22 protein-coding genes and 1 pseudogene are annotated in these 25,178 nt (G+C 38.3%); 14 read left to right on the top strand and 9 right to left on the bottom strand.

The genetic code is table 11. From position 1 onward, the window contains the following. Positions 1-105 precede the first annotated feature (105 nt). A complete protein-coding gene (locus tag Q0017_RS06950) occupies positions 106-1,182 on the bottom strand; it encodes a putative zinc-binding metallopeptidase (protein ID WP_298144511.1) in 1,077 nt (358 codons plus the stop codon). Between the two features lie 712 nt (positions 1,183-1,894). Between Q0017_RS06950 and Q0017_RS06945 the strand changes: the two are divergent. Continuing rightward, a pseudogene (locus tag Q0017_RS06945) lies at positions 1,895-2,854 on the top strand (ISNCY family transposase). Between the two features lie 169 nt (positions 2,855-3,023). On the opposite strand, the gene Q0017_RS06940 reads toward Q0017_RS06945, so the two are convergent. After that, entirely contained in the window at positions 3,024-3,788 is a 765-nt protein-coding gene (locus Q0017_RS06940) for an alpha/beta fold hydrolase (RefSeq protein ID WP_298144508.1), read from the bottom strand. Positions 3,789-4,454: 666 nt separating this feature from the next. Between Q0017_RS06940 and aroQ the strand changes: the two genes are divergently transcribed. From aroQ to accC, 3 genes are read left to right on the top strand one after another with little or no spacing between them, the layout of a single operon-like run. Further along, the gene (gene aroQ / locus Q0017_RS06935; RefSeq protein ID WP_298144505.1) at positions 4,455-4,904 is read left to right on the top strand and encodes a type II 3-dehydroquinate dehydratase; all 450 of its coding nucleotides are present in this window, start codon (positions 4,455-4,457) and stop codon (positions 4,902-4,904) included. Between the two features lie 18 nt (positions 4,905-4,922). Then, positions 4,923-5,345 carry an acetyl-CoA carboxylase biotin carboxyl carrier protein gene (accB, locus tag Q0017_RS06930; RefSeq protein WP_298144502.1) on the top strand — a complete coding sequence of 141 codons (423 nt, stop codon included), beginning with the start codon at positions 4,923-4,925 and terminating at the stop codon, positions 5,343-5,345. A gap of 22 nt (positions 5,346-5,367) precedes the next feature. Next, positions 5,368-6,735, top strand: a complete 1,368-nt coding sequence (gene accC, locus Q0017_RS06925; RefSeq protein ID WP_298144500.1) for an acetyl-CoA carboxylase biotin carboxylase subunit — start codon at positions 5,368-5,370, stop codon at positions 6,733-6,735. Between the two features lie 39 nt (positions 6,736-6,774). Here accC and Q0017_RS06920 read toward each other — a convergent pair whose 3' ends face one another. From Q0017_RS06920 to cysK, 6 genes are all read right to left on the bottom strand, one after another. Continuing rightward, positions 6,775-7,218 (bottom strand): hypothetical protein, encoded by a 444-nt coding sequence (locus tag Q0017_RS06920; RefSeq protein ID WP_298144497.1) that lies wholly within the window; start codon positions 7,216-7,218, stop codon positions 6,775-6,777. Positions 7,219-7,275: 57 nt separating this feature from the next. Next, positions 7,276-8,436 carry an MFS transporter gene (locus Q0017_RS06915; protein ID WP_298144494.1) on the bottom strand — a complete coding sequence of 387 codons (1,161 nt, stop codon included), beginning with the start codon at positions 8,434-8,436 and terminating at the stop codon, positions 7,276-7,278. Between the two features lie 88 nt (positions 8,437-8,524). Continuing rightward, a complete protein-coding gene (locus tag Q0017_RS06910; RefSeq protein WP_298144492.1) occupies positions 8,525-8,638 on the bottom strand; it encodes a hypothetical protein in 114 nt (37 codons plus the stop codon). Between the two features lie 231 nt (positions 8,639-8,869). After that, complete coding sequence (locus Q0017_RS06905; RefSeq protein WP_297425003.1) at positions 8,870-9,094, bottom strand: hypothetical protein; 225 nt, start codon at positions 9,092-9,094, stop codon at positions 8,870-8,872. Between the two features lie 246 nt (positions 9,095-9,340). After that, a complete protein-coding gene (gene trmA, locus Q0017_RS06900) occupies positions 9,341-10,423 on the bottom strand; it encodes a tRNA (uridine(54)-C5)-methyltransferase TrmA (RefSeq protein ID WP_298144489.1) in 1,083 nt (360 codons plus the stop codon). Positions 10,424-10,568: 145 nt separating this feature from the next. Further along, complete coding sequence (cysK, locus tag Q0017_RS06895; RefSeq protein WP_298144486.1) at positions 10,569-11,564, bottom strand: cysteine synthase A; 996 nt, start codon at positions 11,562-11,564, stop codon at positions 10,569-10,571. Between the two features lie 646 nt (positions 11,565-12,210). Between cysK and plsB the strand changes: the two genes are divergently transcribed. From plsB to Q0017_RS06845, 10 genes are all read left to right on the top strand, one after another. Then, the gene (gene plsB / locus Q0017_RS06890; RefSeq protein WP_298144483.1) at positions 12,211-14,676 is read left to right on the top strand and encodes a glycerol-3-phosphate 1-O-acyltransferase PlsB; all 2,466 of its coding nucleotides are present in this window, start codon (positions 12,211-12,213) and stop codon (positions 14,674-14,676) included. 169 nt (positions 14,677-14,845) lie between these two features. Continuing rightward, entirely contained in the window at positions 14,846-15,154 is a 309-nt protein-coding gene (locus Q0017_RS06885; RefSeq protein WP_298144480.1) for a metalloregulator ArsR/SmtB family transcription factor, read from the top strand. Between the two features lie 69 nt (positions 15,155-15,223). Further along, on the top strand, positions 15,224-16,897 hold the full coding sequence (locus Q0017_RS06880) for a SulP family inorganic anion transporter (protein ID WP_298144477.1): 1,674 nt from the start codon (positions 15,224-15,226) through the stop codon (positions 16,895-16,897). A gap of 212 nt (positions 16,898-17,109) precedes the next feature. Further along, complete coding sequence (sstT, locus tag Q0017_RS06875; RefSeq protein WP_298144474.1) at positions 17,110-18,306, top strand: serine/threonine transporter SstT; 1,197 nt, start codon at positions 17,110-17,112, stop codon at positions 18,304-18,306. Positions 18,307-18,339: 33 nt separating this feature from the next. After that, positions 18,340-19,008: a YoaK family protein gene (locus tag Q0017_RS06870; protein ID WP_298144471.1), complete on the top strand. Its 669-nt coding sequence runs from the start codon at positions 18,340-18,342 to the stop codon at positions 19,006-19,008. 13 nt (positions 19,009-19,021) lie between these two features. Continuing rightward, positions 19,022-19,552 carry a DUF2058 domain-containing protein gene (locus Q0017_RS06865; protein ID WP_298144468.1) on the top strand — a complete coding sequence of 177 codons (531 nt, stop codon included), beginning with the start codon at positions 19,022-19,024 and terminating at the stop codon, positions 19,550-19,552. Between the two features lie 115 nt (positions 19,553-19,667). After that, positions 19,668-21,503: an ABC transporter ATP-binding protein gene (locus tag Q0017_RS06860; protein WP_298144466.1), complete on the top strand. Its 1,836-nt coding sequence runs from the start codon at positions 19,668-19,670 to the stop codon at positions 21,501-21,503. Between the two features lie 11 nt (positions 21,504-21,514). Further along, entirely contained in the window at positions 21,515-21,964 is a 450-nt protein-coding gene (locus Q0017_RS06855; RefSeq protein WP_298144463.1) for a MaoC family dehydratase, read from the top strand. 84 nt (positions 21,965-22,048) lie between these two features. Further along, positions 22,049-22,423 (top strand): glycine cleavage system protein GcvH, encoded by a 375-nt coding sequence (gcvH, locus tag Q0017_RS06850; RefSeq protein ID WP_298144461.1) that lies wholly within the window; start codon positions 22,049-22,051, stop codon positions 22,421-22,423. Between the two features lie 279 nt (positions 22,424-22,702). Continuing rightward, positions 22,703-23,872: an MFS transporter gene (locus Q0017_RS06845; protein ID WP_298144459.1), complete on the top strand. Its 1,170-nt coding sequence runs from the start codon at positions 22,703-22,705 to the stop codon at positions 23,870-23,872. Positions 23,873-23,910: 38 nt separating this feature from the next. Here the strand turns inward: Q0017_RS06845 and Q0017_RS06840 are convergent, their stop codons facing one another. Continuing rightward, a complete protein-coding gene (locus Q0017_RS06840; RefSeq protein WP_298144456.1) occupies positions 23,911-25,107 on the bottom strand; it encodes a PilT/PilU family type 4a pilus ATPase in 1,197 nt (398 codons plus the stop codon). Positions 25,108-25,178: the final 71 nt, after the last annotated feature.

Below are 25,178 nucleotides of genomic sequence, written 5' to 3'. Positions count from 1 at the left end.
ACATCTATCAGCTCTAAACCTATAAAAACATTGTATAGATATACTAGTTAGAGCACTTTTAAGGCTTCATCTGCCTATTAAAAGAATTATATGGTGAAAATAAGTTTATGTTTTGAATGCTAAATTAAGTATATGTTGGTGAATAAAACGTAACTTATTTTTGACTGTGTGAGAGAGTGTAAACGGGTAGGCATCTTCTAATCCCATACTACGATTTAAGGCATTTAAGTTAAAGGTAAGGGTAATCCAGCTGTTTAAAATTTTCTCAAAATCTTTTGCACCAATTGGACATTCATCTATAGTAAGATCGGCAAGTTGCCCTTGCGAAGCATTGACTGCAATGCCGGCATAAAATGCTGTTTCTAATGTTTCCATCATATGTAAATAATGTGCCCAAGTTTCGGCCCAATCTTCCCATGGGTGTGCTGTAGCATAGGTGCTAATATAATCTTGCTGCCAATTTAAAGGCGGGCCATTTTCATAATGGTATTTGAGTGCTGTGCTATAGTCTTGGCGTTCATCACCAAATATCTGTCTAAATTCATTAATTAGTTTTGGATGCAATATCTCAATCAAGTGCAAATAATAATGACCACTCTCATGGCGAAAATGCCCCAATAGGGTTCGGTAATTTTCACCCATATTTATTCGTGTGGTTTCCCGATAAATCACATTGGCTTCTTGTGCATTTAAAGTAATTGTGCCACGACTATGACCTGTTATCACATGTTGATCATTGAATGGTACGAGAAAGTTAAATCGTAAGCCAATCAGATCGTTATTGTGGTTTTTAGGTCTAGGCATAATATTCAGGCGTTGTGCGAGATACAAAAAGCGCTGTTTGGCTTGTTCCAACTGGCGCCAATACTCAATATTTTCAGCTTGATTTAATGGGGGGATAATATGAGTCAGTTGGCAAGATTCACAGTAAATTTGTTCACTTTTTATATCTAAGATCCAGTTGCAAATTTGATAATTTTTATTGTTATAGCAAGGTTTAAATTGTTGTTGGTTAAAGAATCTATCTTGATGTTTTACCTGCCAAAATTCATGGGTAATTTCATCTAAACATAATAATTCTTGGTGCTGTGCAGAATAGCCAATTCGGCAATGACATGTATCACAATGGGTTTTTGCATAGAAGATTTGATGATGACATTGACTGCATGAAAAATAGCGCATGGCTGATCCAGAATAATGTGAAAAACTGCATGATTTATTGTGGTGTAAAGTCATGCATAATTCACTTAATTTTTTGTGGTTAAATTGCATAAATCTCTATTTAAGCTGTTATTGTTGATTCAATGGGTATTTTTAATCTATATCTGAGTTGAAGGTGGTTATTTATAGTGGTATTTTTATTGGTTAATTATTTCAATTAATTTATAAATATTTTTTTAATTATCAATGGTTTACATTTTTATATGATGCGCTATATACGCATCATATAAAATACATACTACTTAAATATTAAGGTTGTTTGTATATTCTAACCTATGCTGAATAAAAAAATATTTTTAAATTTTTAGCCTTTAGGTTGATGGGTTCTTTTGATTAAAAAACTAATATTAATAAAAGGGATTTAATTAGTAATGGATTTACTGGCTTATGAGTAAATAATAGATTTTTCTTAAGGGGAATTTTGAGTTTGCTTCAATAGGTAACTCTTAAAGCTTTTTGATAAACATTGGAATAATGGTTTTATTTTTCCATGATCTTTCACCAACCAATATATCGCCCAAAGGGTGTATACTTCTCTTATGCTCACTATTTAACATAATGCACATTATACGAAATTCTGTTGTTAGAACCCAATCAAAGTGTCTATATCCTCACCAATCAAAATGTGTAGTTTATGATGGTTTCACCATCATGGACTGGATATGAAATATAGATACTGATCACTATGTCTGACAAAGAAATTCAATACCTTGCCATTCTACAACACGTTTTAGATCGTCTGTGCTGCAGAAATTCTTAATCTTTCAACCTGGTCATTGGCGCCATGATGAATCCTTAAAGTCCAAATTCCTTTTTATTATCTCTAAATACTTAGTGGGATTTGGTTCATGAGAAGCTTAGAAGCATGTTTGGTTTAAATATTCCTGTTGAAACGTTGGACGCTGGATAACAGCCAATGAACTCTGGATTTCGAGATCGAATCGCCTGAAAAGCCCAGATCAGCCGCGCTATAATCGTGATTGTTTCGGTGAGTTGATTCATATTATGATTGGTTTGAAGGTCAAGCCTCTAAATGCTGTTTACTGGTTTTATATTGATGATGCCCCCCTTTGACTACATGCTTTCGACCAGAACCTATATTGAGCAATGCGGTAAGCCTTTAGTATTTTATAGTCATAAACATTCAGTCTTCAGAGTAAACCAGAAATTCGCCAAGTGTGCGAGAAACCTAAAGAACTTGCATCGCTCTTTAACGGGATCTGATGCTGAGCTAGATGATATTTTTACCTGGCAGGAATCGCGTAAAGTCATGAAGAACCTGACCATCACCTATGACAAGTGCATTTATATGCTTGAGCCAATAGCATTGAATCATAAGCTTGTTGGGCAATACATTTTATTTCTAGAGTATCCAGATGGCACTGTGGCCATCATGTACGAAGGACGGAAGATCAACTATAGTATTTTCAATAAATTAGCAGGACTACAGCAAAATGCAGTGGTTGAGAATAAAAGATTAACTTCGGTTCTGGCCCATATGCAGCAACAGCATGAAGAGTTGGAACAACAGAATAAACGTTCCCGTCTCAAGAAAAGTATGCCGAGTCGTAAAGCTCAAAAAGCAATCATTGAACAAAGAAATTTAAACCCAGTTCTTGACTCTTGTGGTTAAAAAACAGGACATTTTAAATGGTTTTTCGCATAGACATTTTAAGTAGTGAATAACACCATCAAAAATCCAAAATATTTTAGAAACCAAGTTGCCTATATAAAAGCTCTATAAAATTTTATAGAGCTTTTATATAGGTGTTCAGAATGATACTTAATATGATGATTTAAGCTTATTGAATTGCCAAGTAAGTTTGGATTTCATCTAAAACCTGCTGCGGCTTTTCACCATGTAACCAATGACCTGCATCCTCAATCATAGAAATTCTGGCTTGTGGAAACTGTTGCTCAATTACCATAAAGTGCTCAGGTTTAGCAATATAGTCGGAAAGCTCACCACGCAAAAATAGTATTGGTTTATGCCATGCTGCTTGCTGTCGCCAATCCAAAATATTGGCATAGTTATTTTGTAGCGACAATACATTAAACAACCACTGCCCTTTATTAAAAGATTTTAATAAAAACTGAATCACCATAGGTTCATCAATAAATGTCTGCATAATTTCTGTGGCTTGTTGTCGTGTTGTAATATTCGCTTGCTCTACTGCTATTAGCGCTTTAAAAATTTCACTATGATGATAGTCTCTTGATGCAATTGGTGTGATGTCCAAAACCACAAGTTTATCCAAACGCTCTGCCGCTAAATCTGCCAAACGCATGGCTACTTTTCCGCCCATAGAATGACCAATCACATGAAAGTTTTTAATATTTAAGTGATTTAATGTGTCCAAAACATCTTGCGCTAACACATCATAATCATGCTGATCTGAATGTGCTGACAAACCATGATTTCTTAAATCAATTTGCAAAGTGGCATATTGATCTTGTAAAACACGCGCCAACATTCCTAAATTACTTAAACTACCAAATAATCCATGGATAAAAACCAGAGTTTCGGTCTGCGCCTCTTGGGTGTGATATTGATAATGAAGTTGCATATTTTTGATTAACTTATAAAAACAAAATATATAGTGGTTGGATTTGTAAATTTAAGCAAGTGCCTTAAATATCCGACATGTGCGCATTTGGTGATTTTATATAAATTGTTTTGGCAGATTTGATGGTGTACTCCCTTAAGCAAAAAAGTGAACATATTGGTCACTCCCCTGTTCTTTTTTTAGCGCGAATTATTAATAGCTAGATAATCTTATTTTTTGTCTTAGCAAGGTTTTTTCTAATTTTTTGATCTTATTTCTTTAATAAGTTGACTGTTTTTAAATCATTTATAAAAGAATGACATATCTTGCCATAGTATTCATAGCATTAAAAGTTTATAAATACTGCCAAAATACCAAGCTAAGTATAAATAAAATATAGTTTTTTGACCTCAAAAAAATGAATATTTTTGTCTATTTATAGATGTAATTTAACCTGCGTATAGCAAAAAAATGCACAGAACCAAGACGAAAAAAATTAAAAAATGGAAGTTTTTAACATTGTTAAATACCGGCAAAATTTACAATATATGACCTGTAAAACGCACTCAGTATTTTTCCAAAAATTAACAAGTTAAATACTAGGTGTCTTAAAATATGCAATAATATCGCAAACTTTGTAGCGATCTTACATAAACATATTGCAGATTTAATCTTGGAGTAATTTGAATGAGTTCAACCATTTTGGTCATTCACGGCCCAAATCTAAATTTACTTGGACAACGTGAACCAGAGGTTTATGGTTACTTAACATTAGAAGACATTAACCAACAACTTATTCAGCAAGCTCAACAACACAACATTCAATTAGAGACTTTTCAAAGCAATTGGGAAGGTGCCATTGTAGATCGCATTCATGCCGCAAAACAGCAAGGGGTGGCTTTTATTGTGATTAACCCTGCAGCTTTGACGCATACCTCTGTGGCATTAAGAGATGCCTTATTAGGTGTGGATCTTCCATTTATTGAAGTGCACTTGTCTAACGTACATGCACGTGAAAGTTTTAGACATCATTCTTATTTATCAGACAAAGCAGTGGGCGTAATTTGTGGTTTAGGTGCCAAAGGTTACTCTGCTGCTGTCGATTTTGTTATTCAACATCTTCAACCATCTCATTAATACTCAGGAACTTGAACCATGGATATTCGTAAAATTAAAAAACTCATCGACCTGATGATTGAATCTGATCTCCAAGCTATTGAAGTAAAAGAAGGTGATCAATCAATCGCGTTAACACGCCGCGTACCTGTGGTTGCAGCCCCTGTTGCTGCAATGCCAACTCCGGGCGCTGTAGCTCCTGCAGCAGCAAAATCTGCACCACGCGGTGCTGTTGAAACTTCACCTATGGTAGGTGTGTTTTATGCAGCATCAAGCCCAGGCGAAGCACCTTTTGTAAAAGTGGGCCAAACTGTTACTGCGGGTGAAACTTTGGGTATTATTGAAGCCATGAAAATCATGAACCCGATTGAAGCCACTCAAAGCGGTGTCGTTGAAGAAATCTTAGTCAAAAATGGTGAAGTGATTCAGTTTGGTCAACCACTTTTCCGTTATCGCGCTTAAGTCATCACCACGAGGAACGATAATGTTGCAAAAAGTATTAATTGCAAACCGTGGTGAGATTGCGCTTCGCATCACCCGCGCATGCAAATCATTGGGCATTAAAACGGTTGGTATCTATTCAGATGCCGACAAAGATTTAATGCACTTACGCTTTTGTGATGAAGCCGTGTGTATTGGTCCGGGTGCAAGTAGTGAAAGCTATTTAAATATTCCCGCCATTATTACTGCAGCAGAAATTACAGGTGCTGATGCGATTCATCCAGGTTATGGCTTTTTATCTGAAAATGCTGAGTTTGCGGAAATTGTAGAAAACTCAGGTTTTATCTTTATTGGCCCACGTCCTGAACACATTCGCTTGATGGGGAATAAAGTTTCTGCTATCACTGCAATGCGTAAAGCCGGCGTACCTACTGTACCGGGTTCAGCACATGCTGTGACCACGCAAAATGCTTTAGACGAAGCCAAAAAAATCGGTTTTCCGCTGATTGTCAAAGCAGCTTCTGGTGGCGGCGGTCGTGGTATGCGTATTGTTGAGCGTGTAGATACATTGCTTGAATCAGTACAAGCGGCACAGCGTGATGCAGAAATGTGGTTTGGTGATGATACAGTCTACATGGAACGTTTCTTACAAAAGCCACGCCATGTTGAAGTGCAAGTTTTAGCGGATGGTCATGGCCATGCGATTCACCTATTTGATCGTGACTGCTCATTGCAACGTCGTCATCAAAAAGTATTAGAAGAAGCTCCAGCACCCAACCTGCCTGAAGAAGCACGCGCAGATATTTTACAAGCATGTGTGAATGCCTGTCAGTTAATGCAGTATCGTGGTGCAGGTACATTCGAATTTTTATTTGAAGATGGCGAATTCTTCTTTATTGAGATGAATACCCGCGTTCAAGTTGAACATCCTGTGACAGAACAAGTGACCGGTATTGATATCATTGAACAGCAGTTACGTATTGCGGCAGGCTTAGGTCTAGACATTCAACAAGAAGATGTGATCTGTAAAGGTCACGCCATTGAATGTCGTATCAATGCTGAAGATCCAACCACCTTTATTCCATCACCAGGTAAAATTGAGCAATTTTATGCCCCAGGTGGTGCAGGTATTCGTCTAGATTCACATATCTATCAAGGTTATAGCATTCCACCTTATTATGATTCAATGATTGCCAAAATCATTTCACATGGTAAGGATCGTGACACAGCGATTGCACGTATGAAGCAAGCCTTAGACGAAACCATTTTAAGTGGTATTAAAACTAACATTCCACTACATCGCGAGTTGATTTTAGAAGATGAAAACTTCTGTAAACAAGCGATGGATATTCACTATCTTGAAAAACATTTACTCAAAAAACTTGAAGCTTACGCTGAAAAAGTGGTGTAAATGCTAAAAAAGCCGCTCAAATGAGCGGCTTTTTTATGTTTATGGTAGAACCCGTTTTAAACTTGCAAAACATTGTTTAGGTTGGTCTTCTGCACAAAAGGAGATTTGATTGGAGTTTTTCCATGTCACGGCAAAACGTGAGATGTCACCGCTTTGATCTTCTTGTATACCTGAACAGTCGGCTTGATTATTGTCGTAGAGAATATGTAGCATCAATAAAGCAGGTGCAGCATCTTGATCAAGGCTCGGTTGATAATTGTAATTACCATAAGACCACTCCTTGGCACTTTGAATCAAGACTGAATGATTGCTTCTGAAATTGTAGTATTCATGACATTTTTTATTCTCAGGAATTTGCATCGCCCATAGTCCCACCAAAGCATTGCGATTTTTAATCTGAATGGTATTTTCGCTTATGGGGGCTGTGTGAGCTAGGGTTAAGCCAAATAAACTTAAAATAGTAATAAGGACTTTGATTTTCATAAATTTTTAAGCTTTATTTCTCTTATACAACATCATACTCACAATTATTTGGCTAAACTAGTCTTTCTTTATTACGCTTAAGTGCTGAGGTAACCTGCGAACCCATAATAAGCCTAACAATGTAGCAAAGCCTGCAATTATAAAAATGATCTCACCACCTAACACTTGCCAATATTGACCTGCCAAAATACTGCCCAAAGCCACCCCAATTCCCCACATGGTACTATATAAAGCCTGTGCTCTACCTTGTTGTTGTTGTGAGAAATAATGAAAAATAATACGCATGGCAATTAAATGAAATAAACCAAAACTAAAAGCATGAATACATTGTGCCAATGCCTGTGCAATAAAAGAATCAGCGAATAACCCAACCACAATCCAACGGATCGCCGTGAGGATTAAACAGCAACTGACTAAGGTGCGTATCCCCCAACGACCAAAGAAAAATTTTGCGCAAGCAAACATAATAATTTCAGCAATAACCCCAATAGCCCACAAGCCACCAATAATCGTGGTGCTAAAACCATATAGTTGTAAGTAATTACTATAAAAGCTATAAAAAGGTGCATGCGAGAAGAGCAAAATTAATTCGATACAGAAAAATGCGCTGACTACAGGATGCTTTAAGATCGGCCAAATCGATTCAAGTTTTTTTTGTGCGCTAGGTGCATGTGTAGGTTCTTGAATGCTAAATGACCAAATAAATGCCAACAATGCAATACACAACAATAAAATCGGTAAATGTTGAATATGAATAAAATCTAATAGCGCACCAATCCCAAATACAGCCACAATAAAACCAATAGATCCCCATTGGCGCACTTTTCCATATAACTCGGCACGTTTATCTCCCAACCAAAACAAAGTTACACCTTCAAACTGTGCAAGAATTGCATTTTGGAAAAAGCTAAAAATTAGCATCAATAAGGCAATTGATTGGAAATCATTAGGAATAATAAAAATAATAAGCCAAATAAAGGCTTCCACCCAAGTGGCAATACGTACTAGGAGCATACGCTTGCCTGATTTGTCTGCAATCCAACCCCAAATAAAAGGCGCAAAGAATCGAGTAATAATCGCCACGGAAGCTAAATAGCCAATTTCGGCATAACTAAAACCTTGATCTTCTAAATACAGACTCCAATATGGCATGAATGTGCCAACAATCGCATAGTAAAAAAAGTAAAATCCAGCTAGACGATTTTGAATTTGCATCATGCCACTACATATACACAGGTGTAACTATGATATGTTGAAAATGAACGTTCTGTTGAGAGAATTTCAATAAATGATGCAAAAATGAGCTTTATTGGGGGTTAATTAAATAAAAATAAACCAACAACAATACTAAAAAGAGCGTGGATAAAAACAAATATGTTGTTAAGTTATTGAAACTTAAGATGAATCTTCTAATTTCCATAGAACAAAAAACTCAATACGATTTTGGTTTGTTTAGTTATTATAAATAATAGTCAAGGCAATTTTATAAAAATTCAACATAAAATAAAAAAATTATGATTTATGTCACATTTTTTCATCAATTTTTTACACTCAGATACATTATTGTAGCTAAGACGACAAATACAACATACTTTCAATTCACAAAAAAGGTATTGCATAAACAATACCTTTTTCTTAGTCAATTTATGAATTACTGCAGTGGTAGATGCTGTAATTCATTCAACTCTTTACGGCTATAGCCACGAGATGCTAAAACTTTCTTAATGCCAAGAATCACATCTTCATCAGTTGCCTGAGTTAATGCTTGGATGAGTTGCTCATTTGATTTACATGCACAATCATTTTCCACACAAGCAGTCTGATTTTTATGTACGTTCAGCTGTTGATCAGCGAACAGTTTTTGCCAAAAACTCATAGAGCCTTCATTGATAACCTAACATAGTTCGAAATATAGCCAATATTTAAAATAAAGCAAGGGGTGGTCAGTGATAAAAGCAGCACTTACGCTACCCTTTTTTTCGATCAAGACTGCCTATATAAACGATATAATTAAGATAATAGCACTTGCTTTTTTATAACTGTTTATTTTAATTATAAATAAAGGGGGCTCTATAAGAGCCCCCTTTGTAAATCAAATTATCTAGCCTGTATAGCGCTGTGATTATTTTTGCTCCAACAATACCCCAGATTCTACATGATGGGTATATGGGAACTGATCAAACAAGGCAAATTGAGTGACTTGATGAGTGAGGCCTAATGTCTGTAAGTTTTCATATAAAGTGTCGGGATTACATGAAATATAAATAATGCGTTTAAAACGTTGTAGTAATTTTAAGGTTTCATCGTCAATACCAGCGCGTGGTGGATCCACAAATACTGTATCAAAGTCGTAGCTTGTAATATCAATATTGGCTTCTTGCAAGCGACGGAATTCACGCTCGCCATTGTATGCTTGGGTAAATTCTTCAGCAGATAAACGCGCCACCTGAATATTGTCAATGTGGTTTTGTTCAATATTCCACTGTGCAGCATATACTGATGATTTGGCTAATTCTGTAGCTAAAACACGACGAAAACGGGTTGAAAGTGGCAAAGTAAAGTTGCCATTACCACAATATAGCTCAAGTAAGTCTTTTTCAGACTCACCTGCTACATCACATGCCCACTGCAACATTTTTTGGCACACTTTAGCATTGGGCTGAGTAAAACTACTTTCAATTTGTTTGTAGATATATTGACGGTCAAACACGTTGAGTTTTTCAACCACAAATTCATTGTCTAAAACAAATTTTTGTCCGCGGCAACGTCCAACCAATTGCACATTTAATTTTTGAGCTAAGGCTTGAGCTGCAGGCAGCCAATCTTGTTCTAATTTACGATGGTAGATTAAAGACACCAACACTTCACCACTGAGCGTGGCTAAGAAATGCACTTCAAATAAACGCTGTGACAAAATAGGATCAGCTTTCATTTCTGCCAAAAGTTTTGGCATGAGTTGATTGATACTTTGATCGGCTACTTCAAATTGGTCAATGCGAATGACTTTTTTCTGCCCTTCTGCATCACGTTCAAACATGGCATAAAACATGTCATCTTCAGTATGCCAAACACGAAACTCAGCACGCATACGATAATGTTGTTCTGGTGAGGCGAACACCGTTAAGGCAGGCGGATTAAATTCTGCAAATTGCGCCGTGATACGAGCAACTTTGGCATCGAGTTGTTGTTGATAAGATGAAGTCATATGCAAATATGTAAACAGCTATGAAAGGTGCTTCATAGTAACAAAATTTGTAGTTGTTACCTAAAAAACTTGAATATAAAGCTTAAAATTTAAGAAGATCTACATTTTGGCAGTCTTCTTAAATTTTAGTTTGACTTAGGCTATTTTAGTCAGCAGAAATATCTTCAAAAAGTACTGAAGATAAATAACGCTCGCCTGCATCGGGTAAAATCACCACAATGTTTTTACCGGCATTTTCAGGGCGTGCTGCAAGTTGCGCTGCGGCTGCAATCGCTGCACCGCTTGAAATTCCAACCAATATCCCCTCATGCGTTGCCGTTTTACGTGCCCAATCAATGGCGTCTTGGCTTGCGATGGTGATCACTTCATCCACTAAATCTAAATCCAAGTTTTTCGGGATAAAGTTAGCGCCAATACCTTGAATTTTATGTGGTGCAGGAGTCAAATCTTCACCGCGTTTAGCTTGGCTAATAATAGGTGATTCTGCAGGTTCAACCGCAACTGAATAAATTGGCTGCTTTTGGACGTGTTCAAAATAGCGTGAAATACCTGAGATCGTGCCACCTGTGCCCACCCCTGCAACCAAGATATCCACTTGACCGCCTGTAGCTTGCCAAATTTCAGGACCTGTCGTGGTTTCATGAATTTGAGGGTTGGCTGGGTTTTCAAACTGCTGCGGTAAGTAGTACAGTTCTGGTTGTTCTTGGCTTAAACGTAGTGCTTCATCCACGGCGCCTTTCATGCCCTTAGCAGGTTCAGTCAGTACTAAATGTGCACCTAAGGCTTTGAGTACTTTACGACGTTCGATACTCATACTTGCAGGCATGGTGAGAGTAATTGGATAACCTTTTGCCGCCGCCACAAAAGCCAATGCAATACCAGTATTACCACTGGTAGGTTCTACAATATTCATGCCTGATTTGAGCACACCACGTTGTTCTGCATCTTTAATCAGTGCTGCGCCTACACGACATTTTACTGAAAATGCAGGGTTACGTGCTTCTATTTTAGCCAATACAGTGGCTTGGGATTGAATGGCACGATTAATACGTACCAATGGTGTATTGCCAATTGCTTCAGCGTTATTTTCATAAACCGCAATGCCTAAATTATTTGGCGTTGGAAAAGCAGCATCTGTCATGTGTCGATCCTTCATGCTATTGAAATTTTCGTATTTATCATACGTTAATTCTGAATGATTTTGCTTCTAAACCGCTCACAAGCAAGGATTTATTTAAGCAAATTACATAAATCTATATTTACGATTAAAGTGTCTATAAATTGATCAAAAATGGCATATTTAAGTTGATTTAAAATCGAATTTAACAATTGAATTTCAAATATCATTCGGTTTGTTAAAAAATTGTGCGTAGATATATCCAACATGCGACACACCAACAGGCTTTTCTTATTCGGTTTTTCCGATGAATGATTTTTAGATTTTAATCCAAAATTAATATCAATTTCCCTCAACTCATCATCAAACAAAAGTCATTTTAGCAATATAAAACCTTAAATCTTGTTCAAACAGATCATATCTAAAAATGCTTTTTTCATGATTTAAAGTGACCTAAGCAATAAATTACGCTTTTATTGACTTATGATCTTGTTAAATATCAAAAATAATACCGATTCCGTATGCATTTCATGCAAATATGATGTGCCAAAATTAGAGTGAATAGACTAAATAGTTAAAATAACTGCATGAAATCTCAACAATCTGATTTGTAATCGCTTAAATTATTAACGACAATAGCCCGATATGACACGTCTACTCAGGGAATGTAATGTCTAACGCTCGCTCTAGCCGCTGGTATCGCAATTTTACCCAGTCGATTTTAACCAAGATGGTCTCGCCACAGTTGTTAGGCTCTACCGCAGAACTCAGCCAACGTCTACAAACTGAGCCACATGTTCCTGTGTGTTACGTGGTTGAAGACGAATATGTCAGCAACAATGTTTTAATTGATCAACAAGCACAACAACAAAATTTACCATCGGCACTCAAGCCCATTCACATTGGTCAACACCAAGAACGTGATGCCTTATTAATATTAAATGAAAAAAATCCACAAGATGTGTCTTATCACTATGCCTCAAAATTAATTCGTTTAATTGAAGTATTAGAGCAAGATCCCGAAAGCGATGTACAATTGGTGCCTGTCACAGTGTTATGGGGACGTGCGCCAGATTATGAAGATTCGTGGGTCAAAGCCTTATTTTCTGATGCATGGGCTAAACCCTCGCATTTAAAACAAATGTTGAATGTGTCTTTATATGGCAAAGACAACTACATTGAGTTTCATAAGCCATTGTCATTACGGGCGTTGCTCAATGACGCTAAAATTCAACAGCCGAACTATTCGCCGGCACACTTTATTGCCTCGTACTTGGTGAATGATTTAAATAAATCCAAAGAAGCCATTTTAGGACCCGACTTATCGGATCGTCGTAATTTGATTCAACAATTGCTACACAGTGAAGCCATTCAAAAGGCAGTCACCCAAGAAAGTATTCATAAAAAAATCAGCATGTTTGAAGCTGAAAATCGTGCCAAAAGCTATTTAAATGAAATCACCTCTGATTTTTCCTATTCAACTTTACGTTTTGCCGCGTTGAGTTTAGAAAAATTATGGACACAGCTTTACGATGGCATTGAAGTGCATAATTTTGACACAGTGCGTGAACTGGCTAAAGATTATGAAATTGTCTATACCCCATGCCACCGCAGCCACATTGATTATTTACTATTGTCTTATGTCATTTTCAATCGCGGTTTAATGGTGCCACATATTGCAGCGGGTATTAATTTAAATTTGCCTGTCGTGGGTAATATTTTACGAGGTGCGGGCGCTTATTTTATTCGTCGTAGTTTTAATGGCAATATGCTCTACACTGCGGTGTTTAAAGAGTATGTACATAGTCTATTGTCACGTAATAGCCCGATTGAATACTTTATTGAAGGTGGTCGCTCTCGTACGGGTCTATTACTGCCTCCGAAAAAAGGTATGCTGTCTATGACCGTACATAGCTACTTACGTGGTTCAAGCAAACCAATTGCTTTTATTCCAACCTATTTTGGCTATGAAAAACTGTTTGAAGGCAGCTCATACATTCATGAGTTGAATGGTAAGCCTAAAGAGGCTGAATCGGTTTGGGGATTACTCAGCTCGGTACGTAAAATTGAAAAAGTCTTTGGCTTAGTGCATGTCAATTTTGGTGATCCCATTTATCTAGATGATATTTTAAGCCAAAACGAGGTAAAAGACTTACAGTTAAGTATTGATGATGACTTACCAAAATCAGTCATCACTAGCGTCAATCAAACTGCTCAAGCCATTTTAGAAAACATCAATAAAGCTGCGGTGATTAATCCAATTGCGTTATTGTCTTTACTTTTGTTAAAAGCCCCTGAGCATCGTATTGAACAAGATACTTTGATTCAACAACTCGATGATTATCGTCAGATCTTAAAATTAAGCCCTTATGACGCACGTACGATGATGACCGAGTTATCTGGCAGTGCCATTATTGACTATGCTTTAAAGCTTAAACAAATTGATCAGCATCAAATTGATGGTACTGGCTTTATTCAAGTCAGTGATAAACAAAAAGGCTTACTCAATTACTTTAGCAACAACATTTTACATAGCTTTGTTTTACCGGCTTTGGTTGCCACAGCGTTAATCAATGATCAGAAAAACAGCGCTGATATTCAAAATTATGTGGCGAAGCTATATCCATTTTTTAAAGAAGAGTTATTCTTAAAATGGCACACAGATGAAGTAGAGCAAGTGGTTGAGCAGCTATTACAAGCGTTTGCCCAATTAAATTGGATTGGACTAGAAAACACAAGTATTGATATTAAACAACCACTTGCTGTTCAAGCCTTGTCTGACATTATTGCATCTAGCCTCAGCAACTTTCGCTTAATGGCAGAAATCTTATCGCAATTTGCACACACCAATAGCTTAGGTGTCAGTAAATTAGAAAAGCTCACCAAAGTTGCCCTGAAAAATCTTTTGGCATCCGGTCATTTGGCCAATAGTTTTTATTTTGATAAATCCACAGTTAAAACTTTTAGCCAAGGCTTAAAACTTACCCAATTGGCACAGGTACAAGGTGGTAGCATACAGCTTGTTCAAAGTAATACCTTGGATTTTTTCAAAGCTCAACAGCCCATTTTGCAACAAGCCTTAACCGAAGCCACACGCTTTAATGATAAAATCTTAAAAGATTTTGAATTAGAGTAATCTTAGCTGATTTATCAGGCACTCTCATACGAGTGCCTGACATTTATCAAAATAACTAATAACAATCTTCATTAAAAACCATTGTCTTTTCGCTAGATTAAATAATTCTCATTCTCTAACTGCTTTATAATAAGCGTCTTTTTTATATGTATTCAATGAGACCTGCTCCATGAACAATGCGCTTGAGATTAAAGCCATGCGTGATGCCTCTGAACACGTGGTCACGGTTTTAAAATCCCTTGCCAATACTGACCGCCTCATGATTTTGTGCCATTTGGCTCAATATGAATTAAATGTTTCGCAAATTGAGCAGATGACCCAAATTCACCAACCGACTTTATCACAACAACTGATGATGTTGCGTAAAAGCAATGTGGTCAGCACACGTCGTGAAGGCAAACAAATTTTTTATTCCATTAAAGATGAAAAATTAGTTACGGTTTTGCAAACCTTACATGGTTTATATTGCCCTAACTAATGTCAGCACCGTGACTCTTTAGCACAAATTATGCATAATATATCTAAAATTATGATTTAGATGAATGGTATGTTTTCGCTTCCTGCATGGCAATGGTTAAAGCACTATAACCACACTCAGTTTCGTTCAGATCTGTTGGCCGCTTTGATTGTTGTTGCCATGTTGGTACCCCAAGGCATGGCATATGCCATGCTTGCAGGGCTTCCGCCCATGATGGGCCTATATGCCAGTATCATTCCCATGATGCTATATGCCATGCTCGGCAGCAGCCCAACGTTATCGATTGGTCCTGTGGCCATCATCTCCATGATGACCTTTGCCACTTTAAACCCATTGTTTGACATTGGTTCGGTGGCGTATATTGAAGCCGCTTGTTTACTAGCGCTGATGGTGGGTTTAATTTCGCTATTTTTAGGGGTATTGCGCTTTGGCTTTTTAATTCAACTGATTAGCCATCCGGTAATCCAAAGCTTTATTATTGCATCAGCCTTATTAATTGCTTTAGGGCAAGTCAAGTTTTTATTAGATTTACCCTTAAAAGCCAATAATATTGTGGAGTTTTTAAATAGCCTGTGGCATTACCTTCCACAACTGCACTGGCCAAGTCTAGGCTTAGGCATCATTGCCATTTTGGCACTCATTTATTTGCCTGATGTGCTGAAACGTTTGGCATTGAATCCATTTTATATTCGTGCAGTGCCCCTGCTTGTGGTGGCATTGTCGATTAGTTTGGTATTTGCTTTAGATTTAAACCAATTTGGGATTCAAACGGTTGGAGAAATTCCATCCGGCTTTCCTGCACTTCAATTGCCCAATTGGAATATGGACTTGGTTTTAAGTTTGTTACCCGGTGCCGCCATGATTGCCATGGTCAGTTTTGTAGAGTCTTTATCTATTGCTCAAGCCACAGCCTTACAGCAACGTAGCCAACTCAATAGCAATCAAGAATTAATTGCGCTGGGTGTGGCGAATATCAGCGCGGGTTTAAGCTCGGCTTTTCCGGTGACAGGCAGTTTATCACGTACTGTTGTCAATGCTGATGCCGGCGCTAAAACCCCAATGGCAGGCGTAATTTCCTCTATATTTATTGTGGTGGTCAGTTTATATTTCACGGGATTTTTTCGGGATTTACCACTGGCGATTTTAGCGGCCACCATTATGGTCTCCATTTGGAGATTAGTTGACTTCAAGCCTTTTTTACAGACATGGCGTTATTCTAAAGCCGATGGCTTAGCCATGTGGATTACTTTTTTTGCCGTGATTTGTATTGATATCAGCCGCGGTTTAATGATTGGAATTATGTCCACCTTTGTGCTGATGCTGTGGAGAATTAGCCGACCGCATATTGCTCAAATTGGTTTAGTGGCAGGCACACAACATTTTCGCAATGTTCAGCGGCACGACGTAATGACATTTAAGCATCTGTTATCGATAAGGATTGATGAAAATTTAAGTTTTTTAAATGCACACAGCTTAAAAGGTTTTATGGTCAATGCCATCAGTGAGCAGCCTGAGCTTAAACATGTGATTGTCAATTGCTCAAGTATTAGCAGTATTGATTACAGTGCGCTTGAAATGTTAGAAGATTTAAATCGAGAGTTAATTAAACTCAATATTCAGCTGCATTTTTCCGAAGTCAAAGGACCGGTGATGGATAATCTTTGCCACTCAGACTTTATGCAACATTTAAGTGGTCAAATTTATTTAACTCATTATCAAGCTATAGATGATCTACGCGAGTAATGAGCTGATATGTTTAGGCTTTTTAAATCCAACATCACACTAAAAAGCCTTAAAAAACTAATTCGCCACCAAGATCTTTTGTTTTTTAATGTGGAAAAACATAGGCTTAAGTTTTATATCAAAATATCTTTTAAGCCTCAATGCTTTTCGGTATAAAATAAGCAACTATTTGATATGTTTCTCCCCCGTAATTCCTGACAAGGCCTTTTGCTATGTTTTCAGCTTTTACGCGTTTGAGTTTGGTCACACGTATTGTGATCGCCATTATTTTAGGTGTGCTTGTGGCTGTTGTAGCGCCACAATATACGCCTTATTTAACGATTCTTGGTGATCTCTTTATTAAAGCCCTCAAATCCGTTGCCCCTATTCTTGTGTTTGTGTTGGTTTTGTCATCTATTGCGAATTTTAAAGTTGGCAGTAGTAATGCTGCCATTAAACCCATTATGTTGATGTATGCTGCTGGCATGTTCTTAGCTGCATTAAGTGCAGTTATTGCAAGCATGCTGTTTCCAAGCACCCTGTTTTTAGATTTACCAGCCGACAACACCCTCATACCACCGGGTAGCTTACCAGAAATCTTTAAAAACTTACTTTTAAGTTTTATTGCCAACCCTGTAAGTGCCATTGCTGAAGCCAACTTTATTGGTATTTTGGCGTGGTCTGTGGCATTGGGTCTTGCATTTCGTCATGCATCAGAGACCACAAAAAATGTTCTCAATGATGCAGCCAATGCGGTTAACTCAGTGATTCGCTTAGTCATTAGCTTTGCACCTTTTGGTGTTTTTGGTTTGGTGGCAGTGACCTTTGCCGATGCCGGACTTAGCACACTGATGAGTTATGCACAGTTACTTGCAGTATTGCTTGGTACCATGGCATTTGTAGCCTTGGTAATTAACCCCATTATGGTGGCGTTTGTTACCCATAAAAACCCCTACCCATTGGTGTTGCAGTGCTTACGTGAAAGTGGCATCACGGCGTTTTTTACCCGTAGTTCTGCTGCTAACATTCCGGTGAACTTAGACTTAGCCAAGCGTTTAGGGATTCCTGAATCTACTGCAAGTGTGGCGATTCCTTTAGGTGCTGCCATTAATATGGCCGGTGCTTCGGTGACCATTACCGTCTTATCTTTAGCAACAGTGAATACCCTTGATATTCCGGTGAGTTTTACCACGATGCTGATTTTATCGGTCGTGGCAACGGTATCCGCCTGTGGTGCCTCTGGTGTGGCGGGTGGTTCATTGCTTCTCATTCCTGTGGCATGTGGTTTATTTGGTATTTCATCTGATATTGCAATGCAAGTGGTTGCCATTGGTATGGTCATCAGCGTGCTACAAGATTCAACCGAAACTGCCTTAAACTCATCTACAGATGTGTTATTTACCGCAGCAGTTGATCGCGGAATGCGCTAATATACGCCTGATTTGTATATTGATTCTAACATTATGCCTTTTCAGAATTTACCGATTTGGGTGCAATTGGGCGCGTTCTTTCTTGCAGTCAATGCAGGAATGATAAATGTACTTGGCTTGCTGACCGTCTTGAATCAAGCCATTTCACATATGACAGGCAATGTGAGTCTCTTGGCTATTCATTTACTGCATGGTAATTTGGACAGTTTGCTCTATGCCTTGTGCATTGTGGTCAGTTATGTTTTAGGGTCAATGTATAGCGGGCTAATTTTAGCCAATAGCCACTTTCGCTTAGGACGCCGTTATGGTATTCCTTTGAGTTTAGTGGCTTTTTTTATTGTACTGTGTTGGGTGTTTTTGCCTTATTGGCCGCGTTATGCGCTGTTATGGGCGGCGGTTGCTATGGGCTTACAAAACGCCATGGTGAGTCATTACCAAGGTGCGATTATTCGAACTACGCATTTATCTGGTGTACTCACCGATTTAGGTTTAGCCTTAGGCTATTTATTACGTGGTTTAAGTGCAGGTCGGCGCCGTGTAATCTTACATCTTTTGATTTTATTTGGCTTTTTGGTCGGTGGAATCATTGCAACATGGATTTATCCTTTATTACAATTCAACGCATTCTTAGTCCCTGCCAGCTTAAGCCTGCTCATGAGCGTGATCTATTGGGTGGTTTACTGGTCTTATCGACACGATTAATTTTGGAAACGTTATGAAAAATGCATTACAAGCCCAGTTGCTTAAAGCTGGTTTAGTCGATAATAAAAAAGCGAAAAAGCTCTCTAAACAAGCTGTGCACGAACAACGCACTGGTCAAAGCGATGAAGCTGCCATCAAAGCTAAAATTGCCCAAGACCAACAAGCCAAATTGGAAAAAGACTTGGCTTTAGCTGCCACGCAAAAAGCCGCTTTGCAAGAAAAAGAGCTTAAAGCGGCAATTATTCAAATGATTAAGCAGCACAAAATTGGGCAAACTGATGGCGATTTAAGCTACCAATTTATTGATGGCACCATTAAGAAAATCTATATCAATCAACAAATTTATAATGCACTTGTGGCAGGTTCTTTAGTGATTGCCAAAGATGTAGAAAGTTATGCGGTGTTGCCTAAAGCCTTAGCGGATCGTATTGATGCTAAAATGGAAGGCTTTATTTTAGTTAACAATTCACAGCAAGATGCCGATACTACGGATGAAGAAGATCCGTATGCAGCCTATGTGATTCCTGATGACCTCATGTGGTAAGTTGTTAAAAAACCGCCTTGTGCGGTTTTTTTATGTTAAGCATAGTCATAAACTTCACATGCAATTGCAGCCAATCACAGTATAATTGCAGTTTTTTAAGCTGAGTGGTTGGTCTATGTTAAAGTGGTTTGAAAAGCGCGTAAATCCTTATCCCAACGAGGGTTTAAACCAACCACTACCCACCACCTTTTTTGCCTTTGTTTGGCAAGCCTCTCAAGGCGTGCGTCCGTATTTATTGTTTTTAGTGCTGTGTACCGCAGGGGCTGCCAGCTTTGAAGCATTGCTCTATTCCAAAATTGGAGATTTGGTCACATGGCTTAGCCAAAGCCAACCCGATACATTTTTGGCACAACATCAAACCAATCTTACTATTTTAAGCTGTATTTTATTGGCCAATGTGTTGTTTGCTAGCATGCAATCCATCATTAAGCACCAAATTTTATACAGCACGTTTCCCATGCGTTTACGCTGGCGCTTTCACAATTTACTGTTGCAACAAAGTTTAGACTTTTTCCACAATGACTTTGCCGGACGTTTATCAGCAAAAGTCATGCAAACTGCGCTTGCGGTGCGTGAATTTTGGGTCATTTTGGGTGACATGTTGGCCTACGTCACGATTTACTTTATCACCGTAAGTTTGGTGCTTGGTGCAATTTCACCCTTATTGTTGTTACCGCTTTTAGTGTGGCTTGTGTTGTTTATTTTGGCGGCTTGCTATTTTATTCCACGTTTAAGCCGCATTTCCAATGAACAAGCCGACGCTCGCGCCGTGATGACCGGACGTGTCACCGATGCCTATACCAATATTCAAACCGTAAAACTGTTTGCCCATGCCGGACGTGAAAGCCAGTACGCCAAAGCTTCCATGCAGACCTTTATGGTGACGGTATATAAACAAATGCGCTTAGGCACCGGCTATGAGGTGAGTATTAAAGTCTTAAGCTTAGTGCTGTATGTGGGAGTTTTAGGTACTGCTATTTGGTTATGGGTTAATGGTCGTGCAGAATTGGGGGTTATTGCAGCCACCACAGCCATGATTTTAAAGCTCAATAGCATTGCTGAATTTATGATGTGGCAAACTTCCGCTTTATTTGAAAATGTCGGCACCATTCAAGATGGTATGAAAACCTTAGGCAAACCCATCCACATTCAAGACCAACCGCATGCTCAAGCCTTAAATTTAAGTCACGGCGAAATTGAGTTTAAAAACTTAGGCTTTGCTTACAACGAACGCCCTGTGATTGATGGGTTAAACTTAAAAATTCGTGCTGGTGAAAAGATTGGTATTGTTGGACGCTCAGGTGCGGGTAAATCCACTTTAATTCAATTATTACTGCGTTTTTACCAACCGCAACAAGGTCAAATTTGTATTGATGGACAAGATATTCAACACATCACCCAAGACAGCTTAAGAAAAAACATTGCACTTGTGACCCAAGACACCTCATTGCTGCATCGCTCTGTGGCAGAAAACATTAAATATGGCCGCCCCGATGCTACCGATGCCGAAATGTATGCCGCTGTGGCAAAAGCCAAGGCAGAAGATTTTATTCCTGAGCTGACCGATCTGTATGGTCAAACAGGTTATGAGGCTTATGTTGGTGAACGTGGCGTGAAACTCTCAGGTGGACAACGCCAACGTATTGCCATTGCACGGGTATTTTTAAAAGATGCACCGATTTTAATTTTAGATGAAGCCACCTCTGCTTTAGATTCAGAAGTTGAAGCTGCCATTCAAAGCAGTTTAGATGAGCTGATGCACGGCAAAACCGTGATTGCCATTGCCCATCGTTTATCGACCATTGCACAAATGGATCGCTTAATTGTACTTGATCAAGGTCGAATTGCTGAACAAGGCAGTCATGCCGAGTTGCTGGCTTTCAATGGAATTTATGCTAAGTTATGGCAGCGACAAACTGGCGGATTTATCGCCGACCAAGAACAAGCATGATAAGGAAAACTATGTTGTATTTAGATGATTTAAGTGTGGGACAGCGTTTTATCAGTCAAAGCTATCCCATGCAATTAGAAGAAATTTTACAATTTGCCGCTCAATTTGACCCACAAAGCTTTCATACAGATGCAAAAGCTGCCGAGCAGCATCCTATTTTTAAAGGCTTAGCTGCAAGTGGTTGGCATACGTCAGCGGTGTGTATGCGTCTTTGGGCTGAATGTATGCCCATTGCCAATGGTTTAGTCGGTACAGATTCACATGTACGTTGGCTCAAACCCACCCGGGCGGGTGATGAATTGCATGTTGAAGTTGAAATTACCCATATTCGTCGTTCAAAATCTAAACCCAATCAAGCGATTGTGAGTTATCACACCCAAGCCTTAAATCAACATGGGGATGTACTAATGACTTCAGATACCAATATTGTGGTATTTTCCCAACCTGACAAGGCTGCATAATCTTGTGAGTTTGGACTTTTGTTTTACTGCAAAAGCATGTATAACACAGCATAAAAACACGTTGTAAGTTGTAAGGAGTTATCCATGAATCACCCTTCAGAATTAAAATATGCACGTACGCATGAATGGATTAAAGTTGAAGGTGATCTTGTTGTTACCGGTATTTCTGACCATGCACAAGATGCCTTAGGCGATTTAGTCTATGTTGAAGCACCGGAAGTGGGACAACGTGTCACAGCAGGCGAACAAGCAGGTGTAGTCGAGTCGGTCAAAACTGCCTCTGATATTCACGCTCCTGTGTCAGGTGTTGTAGTTGAAGTTAATCCAGATCTTGAAGATGACCCTGATTTCATTAACGATGCGCCTTATGGCAAAGGTTGGATTTATAAAATTAATCCAGATCATTTAAGTGATGTAGACAGCTTACTTTCAAGTACTGATTACGAAGCGGGTTTATAAGCTTTATCAAGAATCAGCCTCAGGGCTGATTCTTTTTATTAATACAAAAAAACAATTAATATCATCACTTAAAACTATACCAATTCAACAAAAATAATATCAAAACCCATAGAATCAAGCCATTAAAACAAGGCACTATACATTTGATTACTTTTTAATTAATATGCAGCATGTATTTATATTTGCTGTCTTGCTTAAGTGCACCTGTATCATAATTTTAAATATCAATTGCTCTGCCTTAGTACAAACAGCTGTTCTCATTGATCATCTAGGTTTGTTATGTCTGCTGTTACGCCTGTGTTGTGGAATAAATCATTTATATTTTGTTTACTGAACAATCTATTTTTATTTATCTTCTATTTTGCCCAAATCACCATTTTACCCATTTATATTTTGAATGATTTGGGGGGTACACTCACCGATGCCGGTTTGGCCATGACCTTGTTTATGGTGTCATCCATTGCAGTACGTCCGTTTAGTGGTTTAATTATTGAGAAATTTGGGCGTAAGAAAACCTTATATGTCTCTGAAACTTTGTTTTGTTTATGCGCGGTTGCCTATATTTTTGCAGATAACTTAATGGCACTGCTGGTGATTCGATTTTTACATGGGATTTGGTTTAGTATTTTAACCACCGTGACCGTTCCAATTGCCAATGACTTTATTCCACCTGAACGCAAAGGTGAAGGCATGGGTTATTTTGTCATGTCGGTAAATTTAGGCATTGTGCTTGGTCCGCTGTTAGGCTTGACCTTATTACAAGATTTTTCCTATTTATTGATTAGTAGTCTATTGGCTGGGATCATTTTTTTAGGTTTTATTTTTTGCTTTATGATTCCAATTGCAAACGATGTTCCCATACAACGTGCTACACGACGTTTAAGTGTGCATGATTTTATTGAGAAAAAAGCTTTATCAGTTTCTATCTTGGCAATGCTCATTTCAATTTCATACGCCAGTATTATGTCGTATATTTCACCTTTTGCAGATGCACAAGGCTTACTTGAATATGCCAGTGTGTTTTTTGTGGTGTTTGCAATTTCAATGATGAGTCTACGTCCCATCACGGGTAAAATTTATGACCGTAAAGGTGCCAGCTATGTGATTTATCCTGCCATCACCCTCTTTGCAATCGGTTTAGCGCTATTAAGTCAAACACAAAGTGTCATGGGATTGATGTTATCAGCGGTGTGTGTCGGGATGGGCTTTGGCTCTTTGCAACCTTGCTTACAAACACTTGCCATTCAACGTGCACCAAAAGCACGTATTGGTCATGCCACCTCTACTTTTTTCACCTGTTATGACATTGGGATTGCACTGGGTTCCTTACTCTTAGGCTTAATCATTTCTCAATATAGTTATAGTTTGGCTTATTTACTGTGTGCCATACTCACTTTATCCACTTTAGCATTTTATGCCTTAGTGGTTAACCGTAGAACTACAGCTTAAACAAGGGAGCGATTACTCCCTTTTTTTAATAAGCTCTATTAACTCATTTCTGTCATCTTGCTGCTTTGTTCAGGTTCGTCGTCTTGAATTAAGCCTAGACCTTTTAAACCATTTTCTACAGGGCGATTTTGATCAACACGGGTACTTTTGAGTTTAATTTGTAAACGTAGTTCATTCATTGAGTCAGCGTTACGAATCGCTTCATCATAACCAATTGAATCTTCGTTATATAAGTCAAATAAAGCTTGGTCAAAGGTTTGCATACCCAGTTCACGCGATTTGGTCATAATTTCTTTGAGCATATGAAAATTACCCTTTAAGATATTTTCACTAATCAAAGGCGTATTGAGTAAAATTTCTACCGCAGCACGGCGCCCTGTGCCATCTTGCGTACGAATTAAGCGCTGCGACACAATTGCCTTCATATTGGAAGATAAATCCATCAAAACTTGATTGCGACGTTCTTCAGGGAAAAAATTAATAATCCGATCAAGCGCTTGGTTGGCATTGTTAGCGTGTAGTGTACCCAAACACAAATGTCCGGTTTCAGCAAAAGCTAGCGCATGTTCCATGGTTTCGGTATCGCGAATCTCACCAATTAAAATCACATCAGGTGCCTGACGTAAAGTATTTTTTAAGGCATTGTGCCAAGAGTGACTATCTACACCCACTTCACGATGGGTAATCATAGACTGTTTATGTTTATGCACATATTCCACCGGATCTTCAACAGTAATAATATGCCCTGCTGAATGTTCATTACGATGGTCAATCATGGCAGCCAATGAAGTGGATTTACCAGAACCTGTTGCACCCACCACTAAAATTAAGCCGCGCTTTTCCATCATCACGTCTTTGAGCTTGAGCGGTAATTTCAGCTTATCAAAATTCGGGATATCTGCGGTGATGGTACGAATCACCATACCCACTTGATGCTGCTGCTGAAAAATGTTGACCCGAAAGCGTGACACATTCGGCACAAAGATTGCAAAGTTACATTCTAGATTTTCTTCAAACTCAGCGCGTTGTTTGTCATTCATTAAACTATAGGCAAATAGCTTGGTTTTTTCTGCCGACAATTCTTGTTGCGAGAGTTTTTTCATCATGCCTTGATGCTTCATACTCGGCGGAAAATCGGCAGTAATGAATAAATCTGAACCACCAAATTCAAATACTTTCCCCAACATATGAAACATAAAACGTTGTGCTTCATCTAAGAGTTCTGCGTTATACATGCTATTTTGCCTGTTTTTTAAATCCTGAGTAATTTAATAAGAATTTCTTATTAAACATCAACTTAAAATTA

This window comes from uncultured Acinetobacter sp., from assembly GCF_947624825.1.
Classification (GTDB): Bacteria; Pseudomonadota; Gammaproteobacteria; order Pseudomonadales; family Moraxellaceae; genus Acinetobacter.
This window is presented reverse-complemented; position numbering and strand designations above follow the sequence as displayed.

Coding starts and splice junctions, on each gene's coding strand:
- Q0017_RS06950 (WP_298144511.1), bottom strand. CDS start 1,182: ATGCGCTATTTTTCATGCAGTCAATGTCATCATCAAATCTTCTATGCA.
- Q0017_RS06940 (WP_298144508.1), bottom strand. CDS start 3,788: ATGCAACTTCATTATCAATATCACACCCAAGAGGCGCAGACCGAAACT.
- aroQ (WP_298144505.1), top strand. CDS start 4,455: ATGAGTTCAACCATTTTGGTCATTCACGGCCCAAATCTAAATTTACTT.
- accB (WP_298144502.1), top strand. CDS start 4,923: ATGGATATTCGTAAAATTAAAAAACTCATCGACCTGATGATTGAATCT.
- accC (WP_298144500.1), top strand. CDS start 5,368: ATGTTGCAAAAAGTATTAATTGCAAACCGTGGTGAGATTGCGCTTCGC.
- Q0017_RS06920 (WP_298144497.1), bottom strand. CDS start 7,218: ATGAAAATCAAAGTCCTTATTACTATTTTAAGTTTATTTGGCTTAACC.
- Q0017_RS06915 (WP_298144494.1), bottom strand. CDS start 8,436: ATGATGCAAATTCAAAATCGTCTAGCTGGATTTTACTTTTTTTACTAT.
- Q0017_RS06910 (WP_298144492.1), bottom strand. CDS start 8,638: ATGGAAATTAGAAGATTCATCTTAAGTTTCAATAACTTAACAACATAT.
- Q0017_RS06905 (WP_297425003.1), bottom strand. CDS start 9,094: ATGAGTTTTTGGCAAAAACTGTTCGCTGATCAACAGCTGAACGTACAT.
- trmA (WP_298144489.1), bottom strand. CDS start 10,423: ATGACTTCATCTTATCAACAACAACTCGATGCCAAAGTTGCTCGTATC.
- cysK (WP_298144486.1), bottom strand. CDS start 11,564: ATGACAGATGCTGCTTTTCCAACGCCAAATAATTTAGGCATTGCGGTT.
- plsB (WP_298144483.1), top strand. CDS start 12,211: ATGTCTAACGCTCGCTCTAGCCGCTGGTATCGCAATTTTACCCAGTCG.
- Q0017_RS06885 (WP_298144480.1), top strand. CDS start 14,846: ATGAACAATGCGCTTGAGATTAAAGCCATGCGTGATGCCTCTGAACAC.
- Q0017_RS06880 (WP_298144477.1), top strand. CDS start 15,224: ATGTTTTCGCTTCCTGCATGGCAATGGTTAAAGCACTATAACCACACT.
- sstT (WP_298144474.1), top strand. CDS start 17,110: ATGTTTTCAGCTTTTACGCGTTTGAGTTTGGTCACACGTATTGTGATC.
- Q0017_RS06870 (WP_298144471.1), top strand. CDS start 18,340: ATGCCTTTTCAGAATTTACCGATTTGGGTGCAATTGGGCGCGTTCTTT.
- Q0017_RS06865 (WP_298144468.1), top strand. CDS start 19,022: ATGAAAAATGCATTACAAGCCCAGTTGCTTAAAGCTGGTTTAGTCGAT.
- Q0017_RS06860 (WP_298144466.1), top strand. CDS start 19,668: ATGTTAAAGTGGTTTGAAAAGCGCGTAAATCCTTATCCCAACGAGGGT.
- Q0017_RS06855 (WP_298144463.1), top strand. CDS start 21,515: ATGTTGTATTTAGATGATTTAAGTGTGGGACAGCGTTTTATCAGTCAA.
- gcvH (WP_298144461.1), top strand. CDS start 22,049: ATGAATCACCCTTCAGAATTAAAATATGCACGTACGCATGAATGGATT.
- Q0017_RS06845 (WP_298144459.1), top strand. CDS start 22,703: ATGTCTGCTGTTACGCCTGTGTTGTGGAATAAATCATTTATATTTTGT.
- Q0017_RS06840 (WP_298144456.1), bottom strand. CDS start 25,107: ATGTATAACGCAGAACTCTTAGATGAAGCACAACGTTTTATGTTTCAT.